Origin of the sequence: Streptomyces sp. NBC_00019 (assembly GCF_045041015.1) — a bacterium.
Taxonomy (GTDB): Bacteria; Actinomycetota; Actinomycetes; order Streptomycetales; family Streptomycetaceae; genus Streptomyces.
This window is the reverse complement of the sequence record NZ_CP108302.1, coordinates 1,298,328-1,313,548: the sequence shown is the minus strand read 5'-3', so window position 1 is coordinate 1,313,548 and position 15,221 is coordinate 1,298,328. Positions and strand designations below refer to the sequence as shown.

Below are 15,221 nucleotides of genomic sequence, written 5' to 3'. Positions count from 1 at the left end.
GAGGCGGGCCGTCCATCGCGAAGGCCGAGCCGGAACTGGGCTGCACGCCGGTGTACCCGTCCTGCCGCGAAGGCGTGGCCGCGCTGCGTGCCTCACAGGTCCAGCTGGTACTCCACCGCCTTGTGGGTGGGCACGTAGCCGAGGGCCTCGTTGACGGCGAGCATGGGCGCGTTGCTGTTCGCGGTGTCGGTGAGCAACCCGGCGAGTTCCGGGTGCCGTTCACGGGCCCGGCGGATCGACGCCGCCTTCATCCAGCGGGCGAGGCCACGGCCGCGGTGCTCCGGCAGCACCGCCGTACCGTAGTGCTGTCCGTCGCCCCGGCCGTCACCCGGCACGACGAGTTCGGAGAACCCGACGACCGTTCCGTTCGCCGTGTCCACCGCGGCGACGGTGTGCAGCAGTTCACCGCGCCCCGCGACCGCCTCGGCCGCGGCGACCACCCGCTCCACGTCCCAGACGACCGTGCCGTAGTCGGTGCCCTCCATCGGCATGTCGTCCATGGCGCGCCGTGAGTCGGCGTAGGACTGGGCGAGTTCGTCCGGCACGATGCCGTCCCACTCGGTCAACTCGTAGCCGGGGCGGGGCTGTTCCCTCACCGCGGTGACATCCGCTTCGGCCAGCGCGAGCCTGGCGTACGTCAGGGACAGCACCGGGCGGAAGTCCCGGGCCGCCAGGAACCGGTCGGCGGGGGAGCCCTGTTCGGCCTGCGCGACGACGGTCCGCCGCCCCTCCGCCCGCGCCGTGGCCACGGCGGCCTCCAGCAGGAGGGTGCCGACGCCCCGCCGCCGCTCGGCGCCGTGCACGGCGATCTCCAGTTCCCCGAGATGCTCCTGCCCGGCCTTCGTGAACAGCCGCAGGAAGGCGGACCCGGCCGGTGCTCCGTCGGCCGCCGAGGCCAGCCAGGCCAGACGGCGGCTGGAAGCGCCGGGTTCGGGGTCGGCCAGCGGGATGATGCGCAGGGTCAACGGGGCTCCGTCAGGGTCGGGTCGGGCGGTGAGCCGCAGAAGCAAACCACCGCCGGACCACGCTCGCAACGGGATTTCGGTGCCACCGATCGCACCCGCCGCACCGGTCGGACTCGTCGCGTGACCCGTACTCGCCGCACCGTCGTGTCCGCCCTGCTCGCCGCGTCCGTCTACTTGCCGAACCCGTCGCACACAGTCAGCGGCGCGCCCTCGGCCTCGACCGGTCCAGCGCGGCGACGCCGAGCGCGGCGAGACCGATCTGGATGAGCCACTCGGCCCAGTCGATGCCCTTGGTGTCGGCCACGTCGAACCCCGCGGCGATCGCCGAGCCGAGCAGTGCGGCCACGATGCCGACGACGATGGTCAGCAGGATCCCGATGCGCTGCCGGCCCGGGATCACGAGTCGGCCCAGCACACCGATGACGATGCCGATCACGATCGCGCTGATGATGCCCGAGATCTCCATCTCCGCCCCTCTTCTCATGACCCCCGCAGTAGTTCGGATGCCCCCGAGTGGCGCGTACAGTCCCGCCGGTTTCAACCACCGGTCAACACGGGGTCAAGCTCTGGCCCGGTGTTCGAAGTGATATCTGTTCGGTTCCCGGATTGCCATGTACCGTTCAATTCACCGTCGCCCGGCACTCGTACGACCGAAGTTCTACGCGCGCAGAGCGGTCTCCGTTTTCTACGCGCGTAGCCCCCGACTCTTCACGGAGGTACGCCGGATGCCCGGACCCACCAGACCCCGCCACCGACTCACCACCTCACTCGCGGTACTCGGCCTGCTCGTCACGGGCGCCGCCGTCCACACCGCGGCCACCGCCACGCCCGCCGAGGCGGCCACCCCGCACCGCATCCTCTTCGACAACGCCCACGCCGAGACGGCCGGCAACGCCGACTGGATCATCTCCACCAGCCAGCCCGACCCGTTGGGCCAGGACTCCTCGCCCTCCTCGGAGACCGACTGGACCGGCGCCATCTCCTCCTGGGGCGTCGCCCTGCAGAAGACCGGCGACTACAGCCTGAAGACGCTCCCGTCGGGCGGCAGCCTCACCTACGGTGGGTCCGGCGCTCAGGATCTCGCGAACTTCGACACGCTGGTCCTGCCGGAGCCCAACACGCTGTTCACGACCGCCGAGAAGACGGCGATCATGAACTTCGTGAAGAACGGCGGCGGCCTGTTCATGATCTCCGACCACACCGGCGCCGACCGCAACAACGACGGCGAGGACGCGGTCGAGATCCTCAACGATCTGATGACCAACAACAGTGTCGACTCCACCGACCCGTTCGGTTTCTCCGTCGACTCGCTCAGCATCGGCTCGGACTACCCGTCGGCGATCAGCGACAGCTCGAATCCGGTGCTGCACGGCTCCTTCGGCACCGTCACCAAGAGCCTGATCGCCAGCGGTACGACGGCCACCCTCAAGCCCGCGGACAACTCGTCGGTCAAGGGCCTGCTCTACCGCACCGGATACTCCGGCAACACCGGAGCCTTCTTCGCCACCAGCACCTTCGGCAGCGGCCGGGTCGCCTTCTGGGGCGACAGCTCACCCATCGACGACGACACCGGCCAGTCCGGCAACACGCTCTACGACGGCTGGAACGACACCGGCGCCACCAACGCGGCGCTCGCGCTGAACGCCACCGAGTGGCTGGCGGGCGGCAGCGACGACGACGGGGGAGACGACGGCGGCACCTGCACCGCAGCCCAGCTCCTCGGCAACAACGGCTTCGAGTCCGGCAGCACCACCTGGACCGCCACCAGCGGTGTCATCACGAACTCCAGCAGTCAGTCCGCCCGCACCGGCTCCTACTACGCCTGGCTCGACGGCTACGGCTCCGCGCACACCGACACCCTGTCCCAGGCGGTGACCGTCCCGTCGGCCTGCACCACCGCCACCCTCAGCTTCTACCTGCACATCGACACCGCCGAGACCACCACCAGCACCGCCTACGACACCCTCAAGGTGCAGGTGCTCAACAGCTCGGGCACGGTGCTCGGCACATTGGCCACGTACTCCAACCTCAACGCGGCCAGTGGCTACACCCAGCGCAGCCTCAGCCTGGCGAGCTACGCCGGACAGACCGTCACCCTCAAGTTCACCGGCACGGAAGGGTCCACCCTCCAGACGTCGTTCGTCATCGACGACGCGGCGCTGAACGTCAGCTGATCCTCGCCGGAGCCCATCCGGTGGCGGCCACCACCTCGGCCGCGATGTCGATCACGGTGCGCCCGTCGGTCCCCACCCGCAGGGTGCCGGCGGGCGCACGCTCGTCCAGCAGCCGTGCCTTGCGTGCGCCGCTGCGGAGTTCCGCGTCCAGCTCGGAGCCCAACTCCCGTCCGGTCAGCCGGCGTTGGGCTGTCGCGTCGGTCGCGGTGAGCAGGACCCTGACGATCCGGACGGCGTCACCCATGGCCCGGCGGAACACCCCCGTCGACGCTCACCGTGTTCACGTACACGAGGCGCCGGTAGCCGAGTTCGGCGTAGTTGCGCCACACGGCGGTCAGGTTGCGCTCGCCGATCGCCGCCCGGTGCGGATCCCCCTCGGGGGCGGGATGCACCTGCCCCATGAAGTCCCCGTCGATCACGGCATGAGCGACCCGCCCGCTCCGCAGCCGCGCCGAGACCTCCCAGCCCACGCTCGTCTTGCCGACGCCGGCGCGACCGCCGATGAGCAACACCTCGCAGTGATCCATGGGAGGAGCGTGGCAGCCGCCCCTTGCCCCCGGACACCTCTTTTCGTGCCGCGTTGACATGCAGGCAAATGCCTGCATAACGTGGAGTGTGCGATCAGGAGGTGACTCGGGAATGGACAAGGTCTTCAAGGCGCTGGCCGACGACACGCGCAGACGGCTGCTGGACCGGCTGCACGAGCACAACGGTCAGACGCTCGGAGAGCTGTGCGAGCGCATCGCCATGACACGTCAGTCGGTGACCCAGCACCTGGCCCTCCTGGAGGCGGCCAACCTGGTCAGCACGGTGCGGCGGGGGCGGGAGAAGCTGCACTACCTCAATCCGGTCCCGCTCCATGAGATCCAGGAGCGGTGGATCGACAAGTTCGAGCGCCCGCGCCTGAGCGCGCTCGGTGCCGTGAAGCGACGAGCCGAGGATGCCATGACCGACAAGCCCACGTTCGTGTACGTGACCTACATCGAGAGCACACCCGAGAAGGTCTGGGACGCCCTCACCGACGCCGACCTCACCGCTGCCTACTGGGGACACAGCAATGTCTCCGACTGGAAGCAGGGGTCCCGCTGGGAGCATGTGCGGACCGACGGCTCCGGCGTCGCCGACGTCGTCGGCACCGTCGTGGAGAGTGAGCGTCCCACGCGCCTCGTCACCAGCTGGGCCGCACCCGAGGACGAGGGGCAGGACGACAAGTACTCCCGGGTCACCTTCGACATCCGGCAGCACGGCGACATCGTCCGGCTCACCGTCACCCACGAGAACCTGGCCGACGACAGCGAGCGCGCCGCGGCGGCCTCCGGCTGGGCGGCGGTGCTGTCCAACCTCAAGTCGCTGCTGGAGACCGGCAGTCCGCTCCCGCAGGAGCCGTGGCTGGTGCCGTGACACGGAGCGGCCGGCCCGCGGGGCGCGGACCGGCCGGGGTCGCTTCCTCTCCGGGCGTTCCTACGCCTTGGGGGCGCTCTTCGCCGCGGTGACGGTGCACATCAGCCCCAGGATGACGGCCATGGCGCCGATGATGACGTTGTTCAGGATGACGCCGGCGTCCGGGCTGTCGCCGACGATCCATGCCGAGACGATCATCCACAGACCTACCGCGCAGAAGGCCCAGCTGAGGCCGTACATGCGTTCCGGGGTCTGGGTGAACCCGAGGGCCAGCAGTCCGATCGCGATGCCCACGATCAGGTTGTGGGGCACGAGGGCGGGCTGGCTCGTCGTGTAGTGGAGTATCCAGGGGGATACGGCGCAGTACAGACCGAGCAGGAACACCGGTCCGTCCACGAGCGCCACATCGCGACCGCCGAGCATGCGGGCGTACCGTGCCCGCATTTCGGAAGCATCAGGGTGGCTGGTGATGTCACCTCGGGTGGGCGAGACGTTGGCCATGACTCGTCTCCTTTGACTCGCAGGCCGGACCGCGTTTTGTGCGGTGTGCGGTAAGCGCCGCGCAGGTACATTCTGCGCTTATTTTCCCCTTATGTGTAGAGGTGGCGACAGCCTCCGGGGAGCACCGACTCTCCCCGGAGGCTGTCCTGTCCCCTTTTCGGGAGTGGTCCCGGCGGCGGATGCAGGGGCGGGGCCGGAGATGTGCCGGTCGACTGCCGTGTGCTTCATGCACGCAACGTTTCTGCGCCGAAAGGGTGTGCGCCCCGTCGCGGGGGCACCTAGCCGAACGCCTCGCCGCGCATGCGCCGGTGCAGCAGGTGAAGTCCGCGCCGCGCGTGGCTCTTGACCGTGCCCAGCGGCCAGCCGGTGCACTCCGCGATCTGTGCCTGGGTCAGGTCCTCGTAGAAGGTCAGCCTCAGGACCTTCTGCTGGGCCGAGGGCAGCTTCGCCAGCTCCTGACGGACGATGACCCGGTCCAGGACCGACTCGGGCTGCCGAGCGGAAGGATCCGTGAGCGGCAGGGAGGAGCCGGCGGCGGCGAGGAGGTCGGTGCGGCGGGTCCGGGCGGTCAGCGCGTCGGCGATCTTCCGCCTGGTGATGCCGACGATCCAGCCGCCGAACGCGCCCCGCTCGGGGCGGAATCCGCCACGGCCCCGCCACACTCCCAGGAACACCTGCTGGGTCACGTCCTCGGCCTCCCTGGGGTCCCCCAGGGAACGCCAGGCGAGTGTGTGCACCAGTGCCGACCAGCGTCGGTAGGCCGCTTCCAGACATGCCTCGTCGCCGGCCGCCAGGCCCCGGGCGAGCTCCTCGTCGGCGTACGACTCCTCCACCGGTGCCCACAGGGGGGCGGCGGAGGGGAGCGTGGCGTTCCGCTGCTGGCTCATGGCGACCGCTCCTCACACGTCGGGCGTCTTCCGGACGCGTCCTGTGAGCCATCGTGGAAGCGGTCGAGCAAGGTCATCAACTTGCATCGATTCTGCGTCGTATAGTCGCCCCATGGCTGAGCCGCCGGTCGAACCGGGGATCCAGGACCCACCGGGACCGCCCTCGGAGACCGCCGACGTGCCCCTGACGACCGGTGCGCTGGCCCGGCGTCTGGGGGTCTCGCCCACCACCCTGCGCTCCTGGGACCGCCGGTACGGCATCGGGCCCGCCGTGCGCGCGGACGGACGTCACCGTCGCTGGAGTCCCGGGGATGTCGAGGTGCTGGAGAGGATGTGCCGGTTGACCTCGTCGGGGGTGCCGCCGGCCGAGGCCGCCCGCCTCGCCGGGCGGGCGACGGGCTCCCCACCGTCCGTCGTCGAGGCCCCTGAACAGTCCCGTCCGCGTTCGCGGGCGGCGGGCACACTGCCGCTCGGCGATGTACGCCAGGAGTGCCGGGGGCTCGCGCGAGCTGCCGTGCGGCTCGACGCCCCTGCCGTCGAGCGACAGCTCGAGGCCGCTGTGGAGCAGTACGGAGTCACCGGCGCCTGGCAGGAGGTGATGGTGCCCACGCTGCACGCGGTGGGGCGCAAGTGGGCGTCCTCCGGCGACCGTTACGTGGAGGTCGAGCATCTGCTGTCCTGGCATGTGTCGACCGCACTGCGCCGGTGCACACCGTCCGCCGCACCGCAGGGCAAGGCCCCGGCCGCCGGGCCGGTCGTCCTGGCCTGCGCGCCCGGCGAACAGCACTCGCTGGCGATCGAGGCGCTCAACGCCGCGCTGTGCGAAGTCGGGCTGCCCACCAGGATGTTCGGTGCGGCAGTGCCCGGAGAGGCGCTCACTGCCGCGGTACAGCGCCTTGGACCCGTGGCGGTGTTTTTGTGGGCGCAGGCACGGTCCACGGCCAGCCTGCCCCTGGCCCGGCATGTCGCCGACACCTCGTGGGGCGTCAAGGGCGCCCGGCGGCAGCCCATGGTGGTGGTGGGCGGACCCGGCTGGTCAGGACCGGCGGCGCGTGAACTGCCGCGGCCACCGACCCTGAAGGACGCGGTCGCGATCCTGTCCGGAGCGTTCGCGGGCGCCGGCGAAGGGCACTGACGCTCACGTGACGGTGCGGGCTCGCTTCAGTCGAGTCCGCGGGCCCGCCTGAACCGGGCCAGGCCGTCGGACAGCTCGACCACCGGGTCCGGATAGTCGTCGATCGCCGCCCGGTCCAGGCCACACAGCTTCCACGGCTCGTGCACCGAAGGGGCGTCGAGGCCCGCCAGTTCGGGCACCCAGCGCCGGATGTACGCGCCGTCCGGGTCGTACCTCTTGGCCTGAGTGACCGGGTTGAGCACCCGGTTGGGACGGGAGTCGGTGCCGGTGCCCGCCATCCACTGCCAGTTGAGCTGGTTGTTCGCCAGGTCACCGTCGACCAGGAGCTCCAGGAAGTACCGGGCGCCGACGTGCCAGTCGGCGTACAGCGTCTTGGTGAGGAAGCTCGCGGTGAGCAGCCGGCCGCGGTTGTGCATCCAGCCCTCGTGCCGCAGTTGGCGCATCGCTGCGTCGACGACCGGGAAGCCGGTGCGCCCGTTCTTCCAGGCCTCGATGTCCTCGCGTGCCGACTCCTCGGACCGCCAACGGTCGTGCTTTGTGCGGTAGTCGGCGGTGGCGGCGGCCGGGCGTGCCGCGAGGACCTGCCGGTGGAAGTCCCGCCAGGCGAGCTGTCGTACGAAGGCCTCGGCGCCCGGTCCTCCCACCTTGCGAGCCCGGTGGACCAGCTCGACCGGGGACAGGGTGCCGAAGTGCAGATGCGGCGAGAAGCGCGAGGTGGCATCGCCGGCCAGGTCGTCGTGACGGTCCTCGTACGAGGCGATGCCGGTGCGCAGCCAGGACGTCACACGGGCCCGGGCCGCCTCCTCCCCACCGGTCGCCAGGCCTTCCGAGAGGCCCGACAGCCCGCCGCGGTCGGGCAGTCGTTCCGAGCCGACGCCGTCCGGGACCCGTACCGTGCGCGGGGCCGCGACGGGCTCGCGCAGCCGTACGCCGGTCCAGTGCCGGAAGTACGGGGTGAAGGCGGCGAAGTGGTCCGAGGAGGCCGGGGCCACCGCGCCCGGCGGGACCGCCGAGGTGACCGTCTCGTGGACGTGGAGCCGTCGGCCCTCCGTTTCCAACGCGCGTCTGAGCCGCTGTTCGCGCCGGTGCGCGTAGGCGCTGACGTCGGCCGCCATGTGCACCTCGTCGGCGTCCGTCTCGGCGGCCACCTTGCACACCTCCTCGACGACGTCACCGGAGCGGATCACCAGGCGGCCGCCCCGTCGGCGCAGCCCCGCGTCGAGGTCCCGCAGACAGTCGGCGAGGAAGCCCAGCCGGTTCGGTGCGGCGAACCCGGCGTCGGTCACTCCCCGGTCGCGCACGAACAGGGGGATCACCTGAGCGGCCTCGTGCGCGGCCCGCAGCGGCGGATGGTCGTGGAGGCGCAGGTCGGCGGTGAACAGGACGATCGAGACGGTCATGGTGCGAGCTCCGGGGAGGGAGGGGTGAGGGTCGGTGGGGCGCGGGGTGGTCAGCCGGTGGGGGAGGGATGGCGCGTGGCGGCGGCCGGAGTGCGGGCCGCGGTCCGTGCGATGTTGCGGGCCATCCCGCCGAACACCAGGGCGTGGAAGGGCGAGACGCTCCACCAGTACGCGTGGCCGAGCAGACCGTGGGGATGGAACAGGGCCCGCTGGCGGTAGCGGGTGCGGCCGTCGTCGTCGGTCTCCACGCACATCTCCAGCCAGGCGAGGCCGGGCAGCCGCATCTCGGCCCGCAGCCGCAGCAGATGCCCCGGCTCGATCTCCTCCACCCGCCAGAAGTCCAGGGAGTCGCCGACCCGCAGCCGCGCCGCGTCACGGCGGCCCCGGCGCAGACCGACGCCGCCCACCAGCCGGTCCAGGCGGCCGCGCACGGCCCAGGCCGGCGGGAAGGAGTACCAGCCGTTGTCCCCGCCGATCCCCTCGATGACCCGCCACAGGTCCAGACTCGAGGCGTCCACGGGCAGCTCCCGCACATCCGTGTACAGGCTGCCTCCGGCCCAGTCGGGGTCGGTGGGCAGCGGGTCGCTGGGGGCACCGGGGACCGATGCCGAGGACCAGCGGGTCGTCACCCCTGCGTCGCGGACCCGCTGGAGGGCCAGACGTACGGCCTCGTCGAAGCCGAGGGGATGACCGGGTGGATCGGGCACGTACCGGGCGATGTCGTGCTCGTGGCAGACGACCTCGTGACGCAGGGACTCGGCGAGCGGTCGCGCGATGGCGGCCGGTACGGGCGTCACCAGTCCGACCCAGTGACTGGACAGGCCAGGGGTGAGGACGGGCACGGGGAGGATGATCCGCCGCGGAAGCTCCGCGACGGCCGCGTACCCGGTCATCATCTCCCGGTACGTGAGGACGTCCGGCCCGCCGATGTCGAACGCGCGGTTGACCTCGGCCGGCATACGGGCGCTCCCGACGAGCGCGCGCAGCACGTCCCGCACCGCCACGGGCTGGATCCGGGTGCGCACCCAGCTCGGAGTCACCATCACCGGCAGCCGCTCGGTGAGATAGCGCAGCATCTCGAAGGACGCCGAGCCCGAGCCGATGACGACCGCCGCCCGCAGGACGGTGGTGGGCACGCCGGAGGCCAGCAGGATGCGGCCCACCTCGGCCCGCGACCGCAGATGCGGCGACAGCTCCCGCTCCGGCACGCCCTCGGGGGTGAGCCCGCCCAGGTAGACGATCCGCCGTACTCCCGCGGCGCGGGCCTGCTCGCCGAAGATCCGGGCCGCGCGCCGGTCGGTCTCCTCGAAGGTGTCGCCGGTGCCGAGCGCGTGGACCAGGTAGTAGGCGACGTCGATCCCGCGCATGGCCTCGGCGACCGCGGCCCCGTCCAGGACGTCCCCGCGCACCACGTCCGCCTCGCCCGCCCAGGGATGGTCGCGCAGTTTGCCGGGGGACCGGGCCAGACAGCGCACCCGATGCCCCTCGGCCAGCAGCTCGGGGACGAGCCGGCCTCCGATGTATCCCGTAGCGCCGGTCACCAGGCAGCTCAGGCCGGGTCCGGTGTTCTCGGCGTTCATCAGTCCTCGGTCCTCCCTGTCGACGTCCCCCTGTGATCACTTCCACCGGCGGGGCCGTAACGGATGCGGTCGTTTCCCTAGGCTGCTCGCGTGGCCACAGCAGAAGACCCGGACCAGCGCACGGCGACGGCCGGACCTCCCACGGTTCCCACGGGAACCGATCTTCAATCGCTCGCCGTGCAGCTGCGGCGGATGAACGGCGAGATCAACCGTCCGGTCCACGGGTTCGCCGGGGAACACGGACTGCACGCCACCGATGTGCAGGCGCTGGCGGCGATCCTCGACGCCGACGGACCGATGACGCCGGGGCGGCTGCGCGTGCACATCGGGCTCACCTCCGGAGCGGTCACCGCCTGTCTGGACCGGCTGGAGGTCGCCGGCCACATCCGCCGTGTCAGGGAAAGCAGCGACCGGCGGGTGGTGCACCTGTACTACGCGTCCGACGCCAAGGTCGCGGCCCGCACCTACTTCCGCCCTCTCGCCAGGGCCGCCGAGCAGGCTCGCGCGCGTCTCACGGAGGAGGAACTCGCGGGTGTTGCGCGGTCTGGTGGGCACGGGGGTGTGATCACCTCGGCCGGCGTGGTGCTCGCGGCGACGTTCGCGGCGCTCGGGGTGATCCCGCCGGCGTTCCTGGCGCAGATCGCGTTCATCGTCGCCTTCGGGGTGCTCCTCGACACCCTGGTCGTGCGCTCGCTGCTCGTACCCGCCCTGGCCCGCGATCTCGGGGCCGTCGCGTGGTGGCCCGGGGCCGGCGTGTTCCCCGCGTCCGAAGGGAGCCCGGCGGCAGCCTCCAAGTGACCGGATCCGTCATACCGGTTCGGTCCAGTGGGACATGAACACGTCGGATACGGGCAGGCGAACGGCTACGACGCTCGCTCGTCGTCCCGAGTCGAAGCTCGATGCTGGAGGTGTCTGCCGTTATGGGCGCGAAGGTGTTGGAGCGGTTCCCTGCGGGAGCTCCGCGCGGATCGTGGCCCGCGGAGGAGTACGCGGCCGCGTGCCGCGAGCAGGGTGAACCGGCGACGGTCGTGATGGACCTCAAGTCGGACGCGTTCCTGGTGGTGGTCCCGGCGGAGGGGGACTGAACCCGGCGTACCGCCCGACTCCGGGGTCTCGGGTGCGGTGTTCCTGTGGCCGCTACGGCTGAGCGGGTTCGGCGTGCCCGGTCCGGCGGTCCTCCTGCCGATCCGGCTCGGCGCCGGTTCCCTGCTCCGGCCCGTCCTGGTCGGCCTCGGCAGGACCGTCGCTGGGGCTGCCCTCACTGCGGTTCAGTCCCTGCGCTGACACGCCCGAGCCGAGCGTTGCACGTGACGGACGCCATAGCATCGCCCCGGAACTCGGCTCTCAGCCACTCCGACTCCTGAACCGTGGACGAGTCACGGCAATCTCCCTCCGGTGCGGGCGCGGTGCTACGGAAGCTGGCGCCGCCGCCCGCGCTCTGCGGCTTCCTTCTGCTTCTGGCCCTGATCTTCGCGGCGTCGTACGGCGTCGGCGTCTCCGCAGGTCCCGTCGCGCCAGGCATGCACGGCACCGGCTCGAGTTCCGGCGGCGGCACCGACGGCGGTGGGGGCGGGGACGACATGGGCGACATGGGGAACATGCGCGGGGGAGACCACTGATGGCCACGGAACCCGCGATCGCCCTCATGACCACCGACCTCACCGTCGCCGGTATGACCTGCGCCGCCTGTGTGAAGCGCGTCGAGAAGAAGCTCGGCAAGCTGGACGGGGTCACGGCGACCGTCAATCTGGCCACCGGACGGGCCCGGGTGAGCCATCCGCCGCAGATCAGCGCCGAGGAACTGGTCACCACGGTGGAGAAGGCCGGATACACGGCCGCGCTGCCCGAGCCGCCGAAGAAGCAACAGGCGCAGGACGACGGCGAGTTCGACGGCTCCCAGCAGGAGCGTGACCGCCTGCTGATCACCGCGCTGCTCTCGCTGCCCGTCCTCGTGCTGTCGATGGTGCCCGCACTGCAGTTCCGCAACTGGCAGTGGCTGTGCTTCGTGCTCGCCGCGCCCGTCGCCGTGTGGGGCGCGTGGCCGTTCCACACGCGGGCCGTACGAGGGCTGCGGCACTCCGCGGCCACCATGGACACGCTGGTCTCGCTGGGCGTGGCGGCGTCGTTCTCCTGGTCGGCGTACGCGCTCTTCCTCGGGGGAGCCGGTGATCCCGGCATGCGGATGCCCTTCACGCTCGTACCCTCGGCCTCGGACGGCGTCGCGCACATCTACCTCGAAGCGGCTGTAGGCGTACCGCTCTTCGTTCTCGCCGGGCGCTTTCTGGAGGCGCGCGCCAGGCGCGGAACCGGGGCGGCGCTGCGGTCGCTGGCCCAACTCGCCGCCAAGGAGGTGGCGGTGCGGGAAGGGGGTTCGGAACGGCTCATTGCCATCGAGGAGTTGAGGACGGGCCAGGCCTTCGTCGTGCGGCCCGGCGAGCGCGTGGCCACCGACGGGCAGGTGACGGAGGGCAGTTCGGCCGTGGACCTGTCCCTGGTCACCGGGGAGAGCGAGCCGGTCGAGGTCGGGCCTGGCTCGGCGGTGGTCGGCGGGGCCGTCAACGCCGGTGGGCTGCTGCTCGTCCGGGCCACGGCCGTCGGGGCGGACACGCAGCTCGCGCGGATCACCCGGCTGGTGACCGAGGCCCAGGCCGGGAAGGCGAGGGCGCAGCGGCTGGCCGACTCGGTCGCCGGGGTCTTCGTCCCCGTCGTCCTCGCACTGGCCGTCACCGTGCTCGGGTTCTGGCTCGGCGCCGGGGCCGATCCGCAGGCCGCGATCACCGCGTGCGTGGCCGTGCTGGTCGTGGCCTGCCCGTGCGCGCTGGGGCTGGCGACGCCGACCGCGCTGATGGCCGCCACCGGGCGCGGCGCCCAACTCGGCGTCCTCGTCAGCGGCCCGCAGGCCCTGGAGGGGCTTCAACACCTCGACGTCGTTGTACTCGACAAGACCGGCACCCTCACCTCCGGACACATGAGCGTCGCCCGGGTCACCGCCGTACCGGACGGGCTGGGCAAGGACGAGGTACTGCGCCTGGCGGGGGCGGTCGAGCAGGGCTCGGAGCATCCGCTGGGGCGGGCGATCTCGGCGTACGCGCGGCGGGCGGTGGGGGAGCTGCCGGAGGTCGGTGACTTCCGCGCCTTGCCGGGCAGGGGAGTTCGTGGCCGCGTCGAGGGGCGACTGGTCGAAGTCCTGGCGCCGGAAGGCGAGTCGCCCACCGAGCCGGCCGAAGCGCACACGCCGGTCGTGGTCCGCGTGGACGGCGTCACCGAGGCGCTCATCGAGGTCGGGGACGTCGTACGGCCGGGCAGTTACCGAGCCGTCGACCAGCTGCGGTGTCTCGGCCTGCGACCCGTGCTCGCCACCGGCGACCACGAGGCGCCCGCCCGGTCCGTCGCGCGGGAGCTGCGCATCGAGGAGGTGCACGCCCGCTGCACCCCCGAGGACAAGGCCGATCTCGTCAAGGACCTTCAGGAGCAGGGCTGTCGGGTCGCCGTCATCGGGGACGGCGTCAACGACGCCGCGGCCCTGGCGGGCGCCGACCTCGGCATCGCCATGGGCAGCGGCACCGACGTGGCCATCGGGGCCGCCGACGTGACGCTCGTGCGCGGCGACATCGAGGCCCTCGCGGACGCGGTACGGCTGGCCCGGCGCACCCTGGGCACCATCCGCGCCAACCTCGTCTGGGCCTTCGGCTACAACGTCGTCACCGTGCCGCTCGCCATGGTCGGCCTGCTCAACCCCATGCTCGCCGCCGCCGCGATGTCGGTGAGCTCGCTGCTGGTGGTCGGCAACAGCCTGCGGCTGCGGGGATGGCAATCCTCGGCCACGGCTGTCAGGAGGCACACCGTATGAACCAGGGCTCTCTGTGGCGGCCCACCCGGCGCCGGCTCACCGACACCCTGCTCGCCGCGCTCGCGCCCGTCGCCGTGTGCGGCATCGCCCTCGGCGGGCTGACCACCTGGGTCGGCAGCGGAAACGCGGGCAGCCCGGCGCGGGTCGCCGTCACGAACGGGCGGGTCTTCCTGCCGTACGGCGACAGCACGGAGACCGCCGCGTTCTTCGACCTCACCAACACGGGCGGGGCGGACGACCGGCTGGTCGAGGTGACGTCCTCCGCCACGGACGCGGAGATCACCCTCAGCCGGCACCGCATGATCGATGACAGCGCCGCCACCAAGACCGAGGTGGCTTCGGCTCCTGTCCCCGCGGGCCGCGAGCTGGCCATGTCGCCGGACGGTCTGGACGTCGTCCTGACCGCCGGCGAGCGCTGGAAGACGGGCGATCTCGTGCCGTTCACGCTGCACTTCGAGCGCACCGGAGCCGTCGAAACCCTCGCGGTGGTGGTCCGGCCGAGCTCGTGACCGGGCATGTCGGCCGCGTGGGGGGCCATTCCGTGTGAGCGAAGTGGGGACGATTTCCGTACCCCCGGGTGATGACCCGTGTCCGGATGCGAGGATGAGGCGCCATGACTGCAGGGTGGTGTTCTCGCACAGTACGGGCCGCGGTGTTCGCGGCCGTCTGTGTGCTGCTCGCCGCCCTGGGCCACGTGATGATGTCCGGCAGTGACGTCCCGGTGTGGGCGTTGGCGGCCGGGGCGGTCGTGACCGGCGGCGTGGGATGGTGCTTGGCGGGTCGTGAGCGCGGGCTGCCGCTGATCGTGGCCGTCGTGGTCGCCGCCCAGACCGGGCTGCACTCGGCCTTCTCGCTCGCCCAGTCGGCTACCGGGGGTGCGGGTCCCACGGGGCACGACATGGGGTCGATGGACATGGGCGCCATGCACACGGGCTCGATGCACATGCACTCCATGGACTCCATGGATATGGGGCACATGGATTACGCGGGCCACTCCATGACCGGCTCGTCGTCCTTCGGAATGCTCGCCGCCCACCTGCTGGCCGCGTCGCTGTGCGGGCTGTGGCTGGCGTACGGCGAGCGGGCCGCGTTCCGCATCCTGCGGGCCGTCGCCGGATGGCTGGCCGCACCGCTGCGGCTGCTGCTCGCCGCTCTGCCCATCCCCCCTGAGCGTCCACGCGTCCGTGCGCACCGGCCTTCCTCGGACCGGGTGCCGCGGCTCCTCCTCGTCCATGCGATCACTTCTCGGGGTCCGCCCGTGGGGACCGCTGTCGCCTGACGACAGCCGGTATCCCCGAGGCCGTCCCTGAGGCGCCTCGGGCCTTGGC

General features: G+C 71.6%; 16 protein-coding genes and 1 pseudogene. 9 read left to right on the top strand and 8 right to left on the bottom strand.

What is annotated here, in order from left to right; all coding sequences use genetic code 11:
• Positions 1-92: 92 nt before the first annotated feature.
• Together OHU89_RS06505 and OHU89_RS06500 are read right to left on the bottom strand one after the other, a co-directional pair.
• The gene (locus OHU89_RS06505; protein WP_405640749.1) at positions 93-965 is read right to left on the bottom strand and encodes a GNAT family N-acetyltransferase; all 873 of its coding nucleotides are present in this window, start codon (positions 963-965) and stop codon (positions 93-95) included.
• Positions 966-1,161: 196 nt separating this feature from the next.
• Positions 1,162-1,431 (bottom strand): GlsB/YeaQ/YmgE family stress response membrane protein, encoded by a 270-nt coding sequence (locus OHU89_RS06500; protein ID WP_266896702.1) that lies wholly within the window; start codon positions 1,429-1,431, stop codon positions 1,162-1,164.
• A 259-nt stretch (positions 1,432-1,690) separates the two neighbouring features.
• On the opposite strand from OHU89_RS06500, the gene OHU89_RS06495 reads away from it, so the two are divergent.
• Positions 1,691-3,139 (top strand): hydrolase, encoded by a 1,449-nt coding sequence (locus tag OHU89_RS06495; RefSeq protein WP_405640747.1) that lies wholly within the window; start codon positions 1,691-1,693, stop codon positions 3,137-3,139.
• On the opposite strand, the pseudogene OHU89_RS06490 reads toward OHU89_RS06495, so the two are convergent.
• Positions 3,132-3,666 (bottom strand): annotated as a pseudogene (locus OHU89_RS06490) (hypothetical protein). The gene OHU89_RS06495 and the pseudogene OHU89_RS06490 overlap by 8 nt on opposite strands.
• Before the next feature lie 112 nt (positions 3,667-3,778).
• Between OHU89_RS06490 and OHU89_RS06485 the strand changes: the two are divergent.
• On the top strand, positions 3,779-4,540 hold the full coding sequence (locus tag OHU89_RS06485; RefSeq protein ID WP_405640744.1) for an ArsR/SmtB family transcription factor: 762 nt from the start codon (positions 3,779-3,781) through the stop codon (positions 4,538-4,540).
• A 60-nt stretch (positions 4,541-4,600) separates the two neighbouring features.
• Here OHU89_RS06485 and OHU89_RS06480 read toward each other — a convergent pair whose 3' ends face one another.
• Together OHU89_RS06480 and OHU89_RS06475 are read right to left on the bottom strand one after the other, a co-directional pair.
• Complete coding sequence (locus OHU89_RS06480) at positions 4,601-5,041, bottom strand: SPW repeat protein (protein ID WP_405640742.1); 441 nt, start codon at positions 5,039-5,041, stop codon at positions 4,601-4,603.
• Between the two features lie 278 nt (positions 5,042-5,319).
• Entirely contained in the window at positions 5,320-5,928 is a 609-nt protein-coding gene (locus OHU89_RS06475; protein WP_405640739.1) for a sigma-70 family RNA polymerase sigma factor, read from the bottom strand.
• Positions 5,929-6,040: 112 nt separating this feature from the next.
• Between OHU89_RS06475 and OHU89_RS06470 the strand changes: the two genes are divergently transcribed.
• Positions 6,041-7,063, top strand: a complete 1,023-nt coding sequence (locus OHU89_RS06470; protein WP_405640736.1) for a MerR family transcriptional regulator — start codon at positions 6,041-6,043, stop codon at positions 7,061-7,063.
• Positions 7,064-7,089: 26 nt separating this feature from the next.
• Here OHU89_RS06470 and OHU89_RS06465 read toward each other — a convergent pair whose 3' ends face one another.
• Positions 7,090-8,463 carry a cryptochrome/photolyase family protein gene (locus tag OHU89_RS06465; protein ID WP_405640732.1) on the bottom strand — a complete coding sequence of 458 codons (1,374 nt, stop codon included), beginning with the start codon at positions 8,461-8,463 and terminating at the stop codon, positions 7,090-7,092.
• A gap of 50 nt (positions 8,464-8,513) precedes the next feature.
• Positions 8,514-10,043 carry an SDR family oxidoreductase gene (locus OHU89_RS06460; protein ID WP_405640729.1) on the bottom strand — a complete coding sequence of 510 codons (1,530 nt, stop codon included), beginning with the start codon at positions 10,041-10,043 and terminating at the stop codon, positions 8,514-8,516.
• A gap of 90 nt (positions 10,044-10,133) precedes the next feature.
• On the opposite strand from OHU89_RS06460, the gene OHU89_RS06455 reads away from it, so the two are divergent.
• On the top strand, positions 10,134-10,841 hold the full coding sequence (locus tag OHU89_RS06455) for an MMPL family transporter (RefSeq protein ID WP_405640726.1): 708 nt from the start codon (positions 10,134-10,136) through the stop codon (positions 10,839-10,841).
• Between the two features lie 101 nt (positions 10,842-10,942).
• Positions 10,943-11,128 carry a hypothetical protein gene (locus OHU89_RS06450; protein WP_405640724.1) on the top strand — a complete coding sequence of 62 codons (186 nt, stop codon included), beginning with the start codon at positions 10,943-10,945 and terminating at the stop codon, positions 11,126-11,128.
• A 52-nt stretch (positions 11,129-11,180) separates the two neighbouring features.
• On the opposite strand, the gene OHU89_RS06445 is transcribed toward OHU89_RS06450, so the two are convergent.
• Complete coding sequence (locus OHU89_RS06445; RefSeq protein WP_405640722.1) at positions 11,181-11,330, bottom strand: hypothetical protein; 150 nt, start codon at positions 11,328-11,330, stop codon at positions 11,181-11,183.
• 80 nt (positions 11,331-11,410) lie between these two features.
• On the opposite strand from OHU89_RS06445, the gene OHU89_RS06440 reads away from it, so the two are divergent.
• From OHU89_RS06440 to OHU89_RS06425, 4 genes are all read left to right on the top strand, one after another.
• Positions 11,411-11,662, top strand: a complete 252-nt coding sequence (locus OHU89_RS06440; RefSeq protein ID WP_405640719.1) for a hypothetical protein — start codon at positions 11,411-11,413, stop codon at positions 11,660-11,662.
• On the top strand, positions 11,662-13,893 hold the full coding sequence (locus OHU89_RS06435; RefSeq protein ID WP_405640716.1) for a heavy metal translocating P-type ATPase: 2,232 nt from the start codon (positions 11,662-11,664) through the stop codon (positions 13,891-13,893). The genes OHU89_RS06440 and OHU89_RS06435 overlap by 1 nt, the downstream gene beginning before the upstream one ends.
• Complete coding sequence (locus OHU89_RS06430) at positions 13,890-14,402, top strand: copper chaperone PCu(A)C (RefSeq protein ID WP_405640714.1); 513 nt, start codon at positions 13,890-13,892, stop codon at positions 14,400-14,402. The genes OHU89_RS06435 and OHU89_RS06430 overlap by 4 nt, the downstream gene beginning before the upstream one ends.
• Positions 14,403-14,506: 104 nt before the next feature.
• Positions 14,507-15,172 carry a hypothetical protein gene (locus tag OHU89_RS06425; protein WP_405640712.1) on the top strand — a complete coding sequence of 222 codons (666 nt, stop codon included), beginning with the start codon at positions 14,507-14,509 and terminating at the stop codon, positions 15,170-15,172.
• Positions 15,173-15,221: the final 49 nt, after the last annotated feature.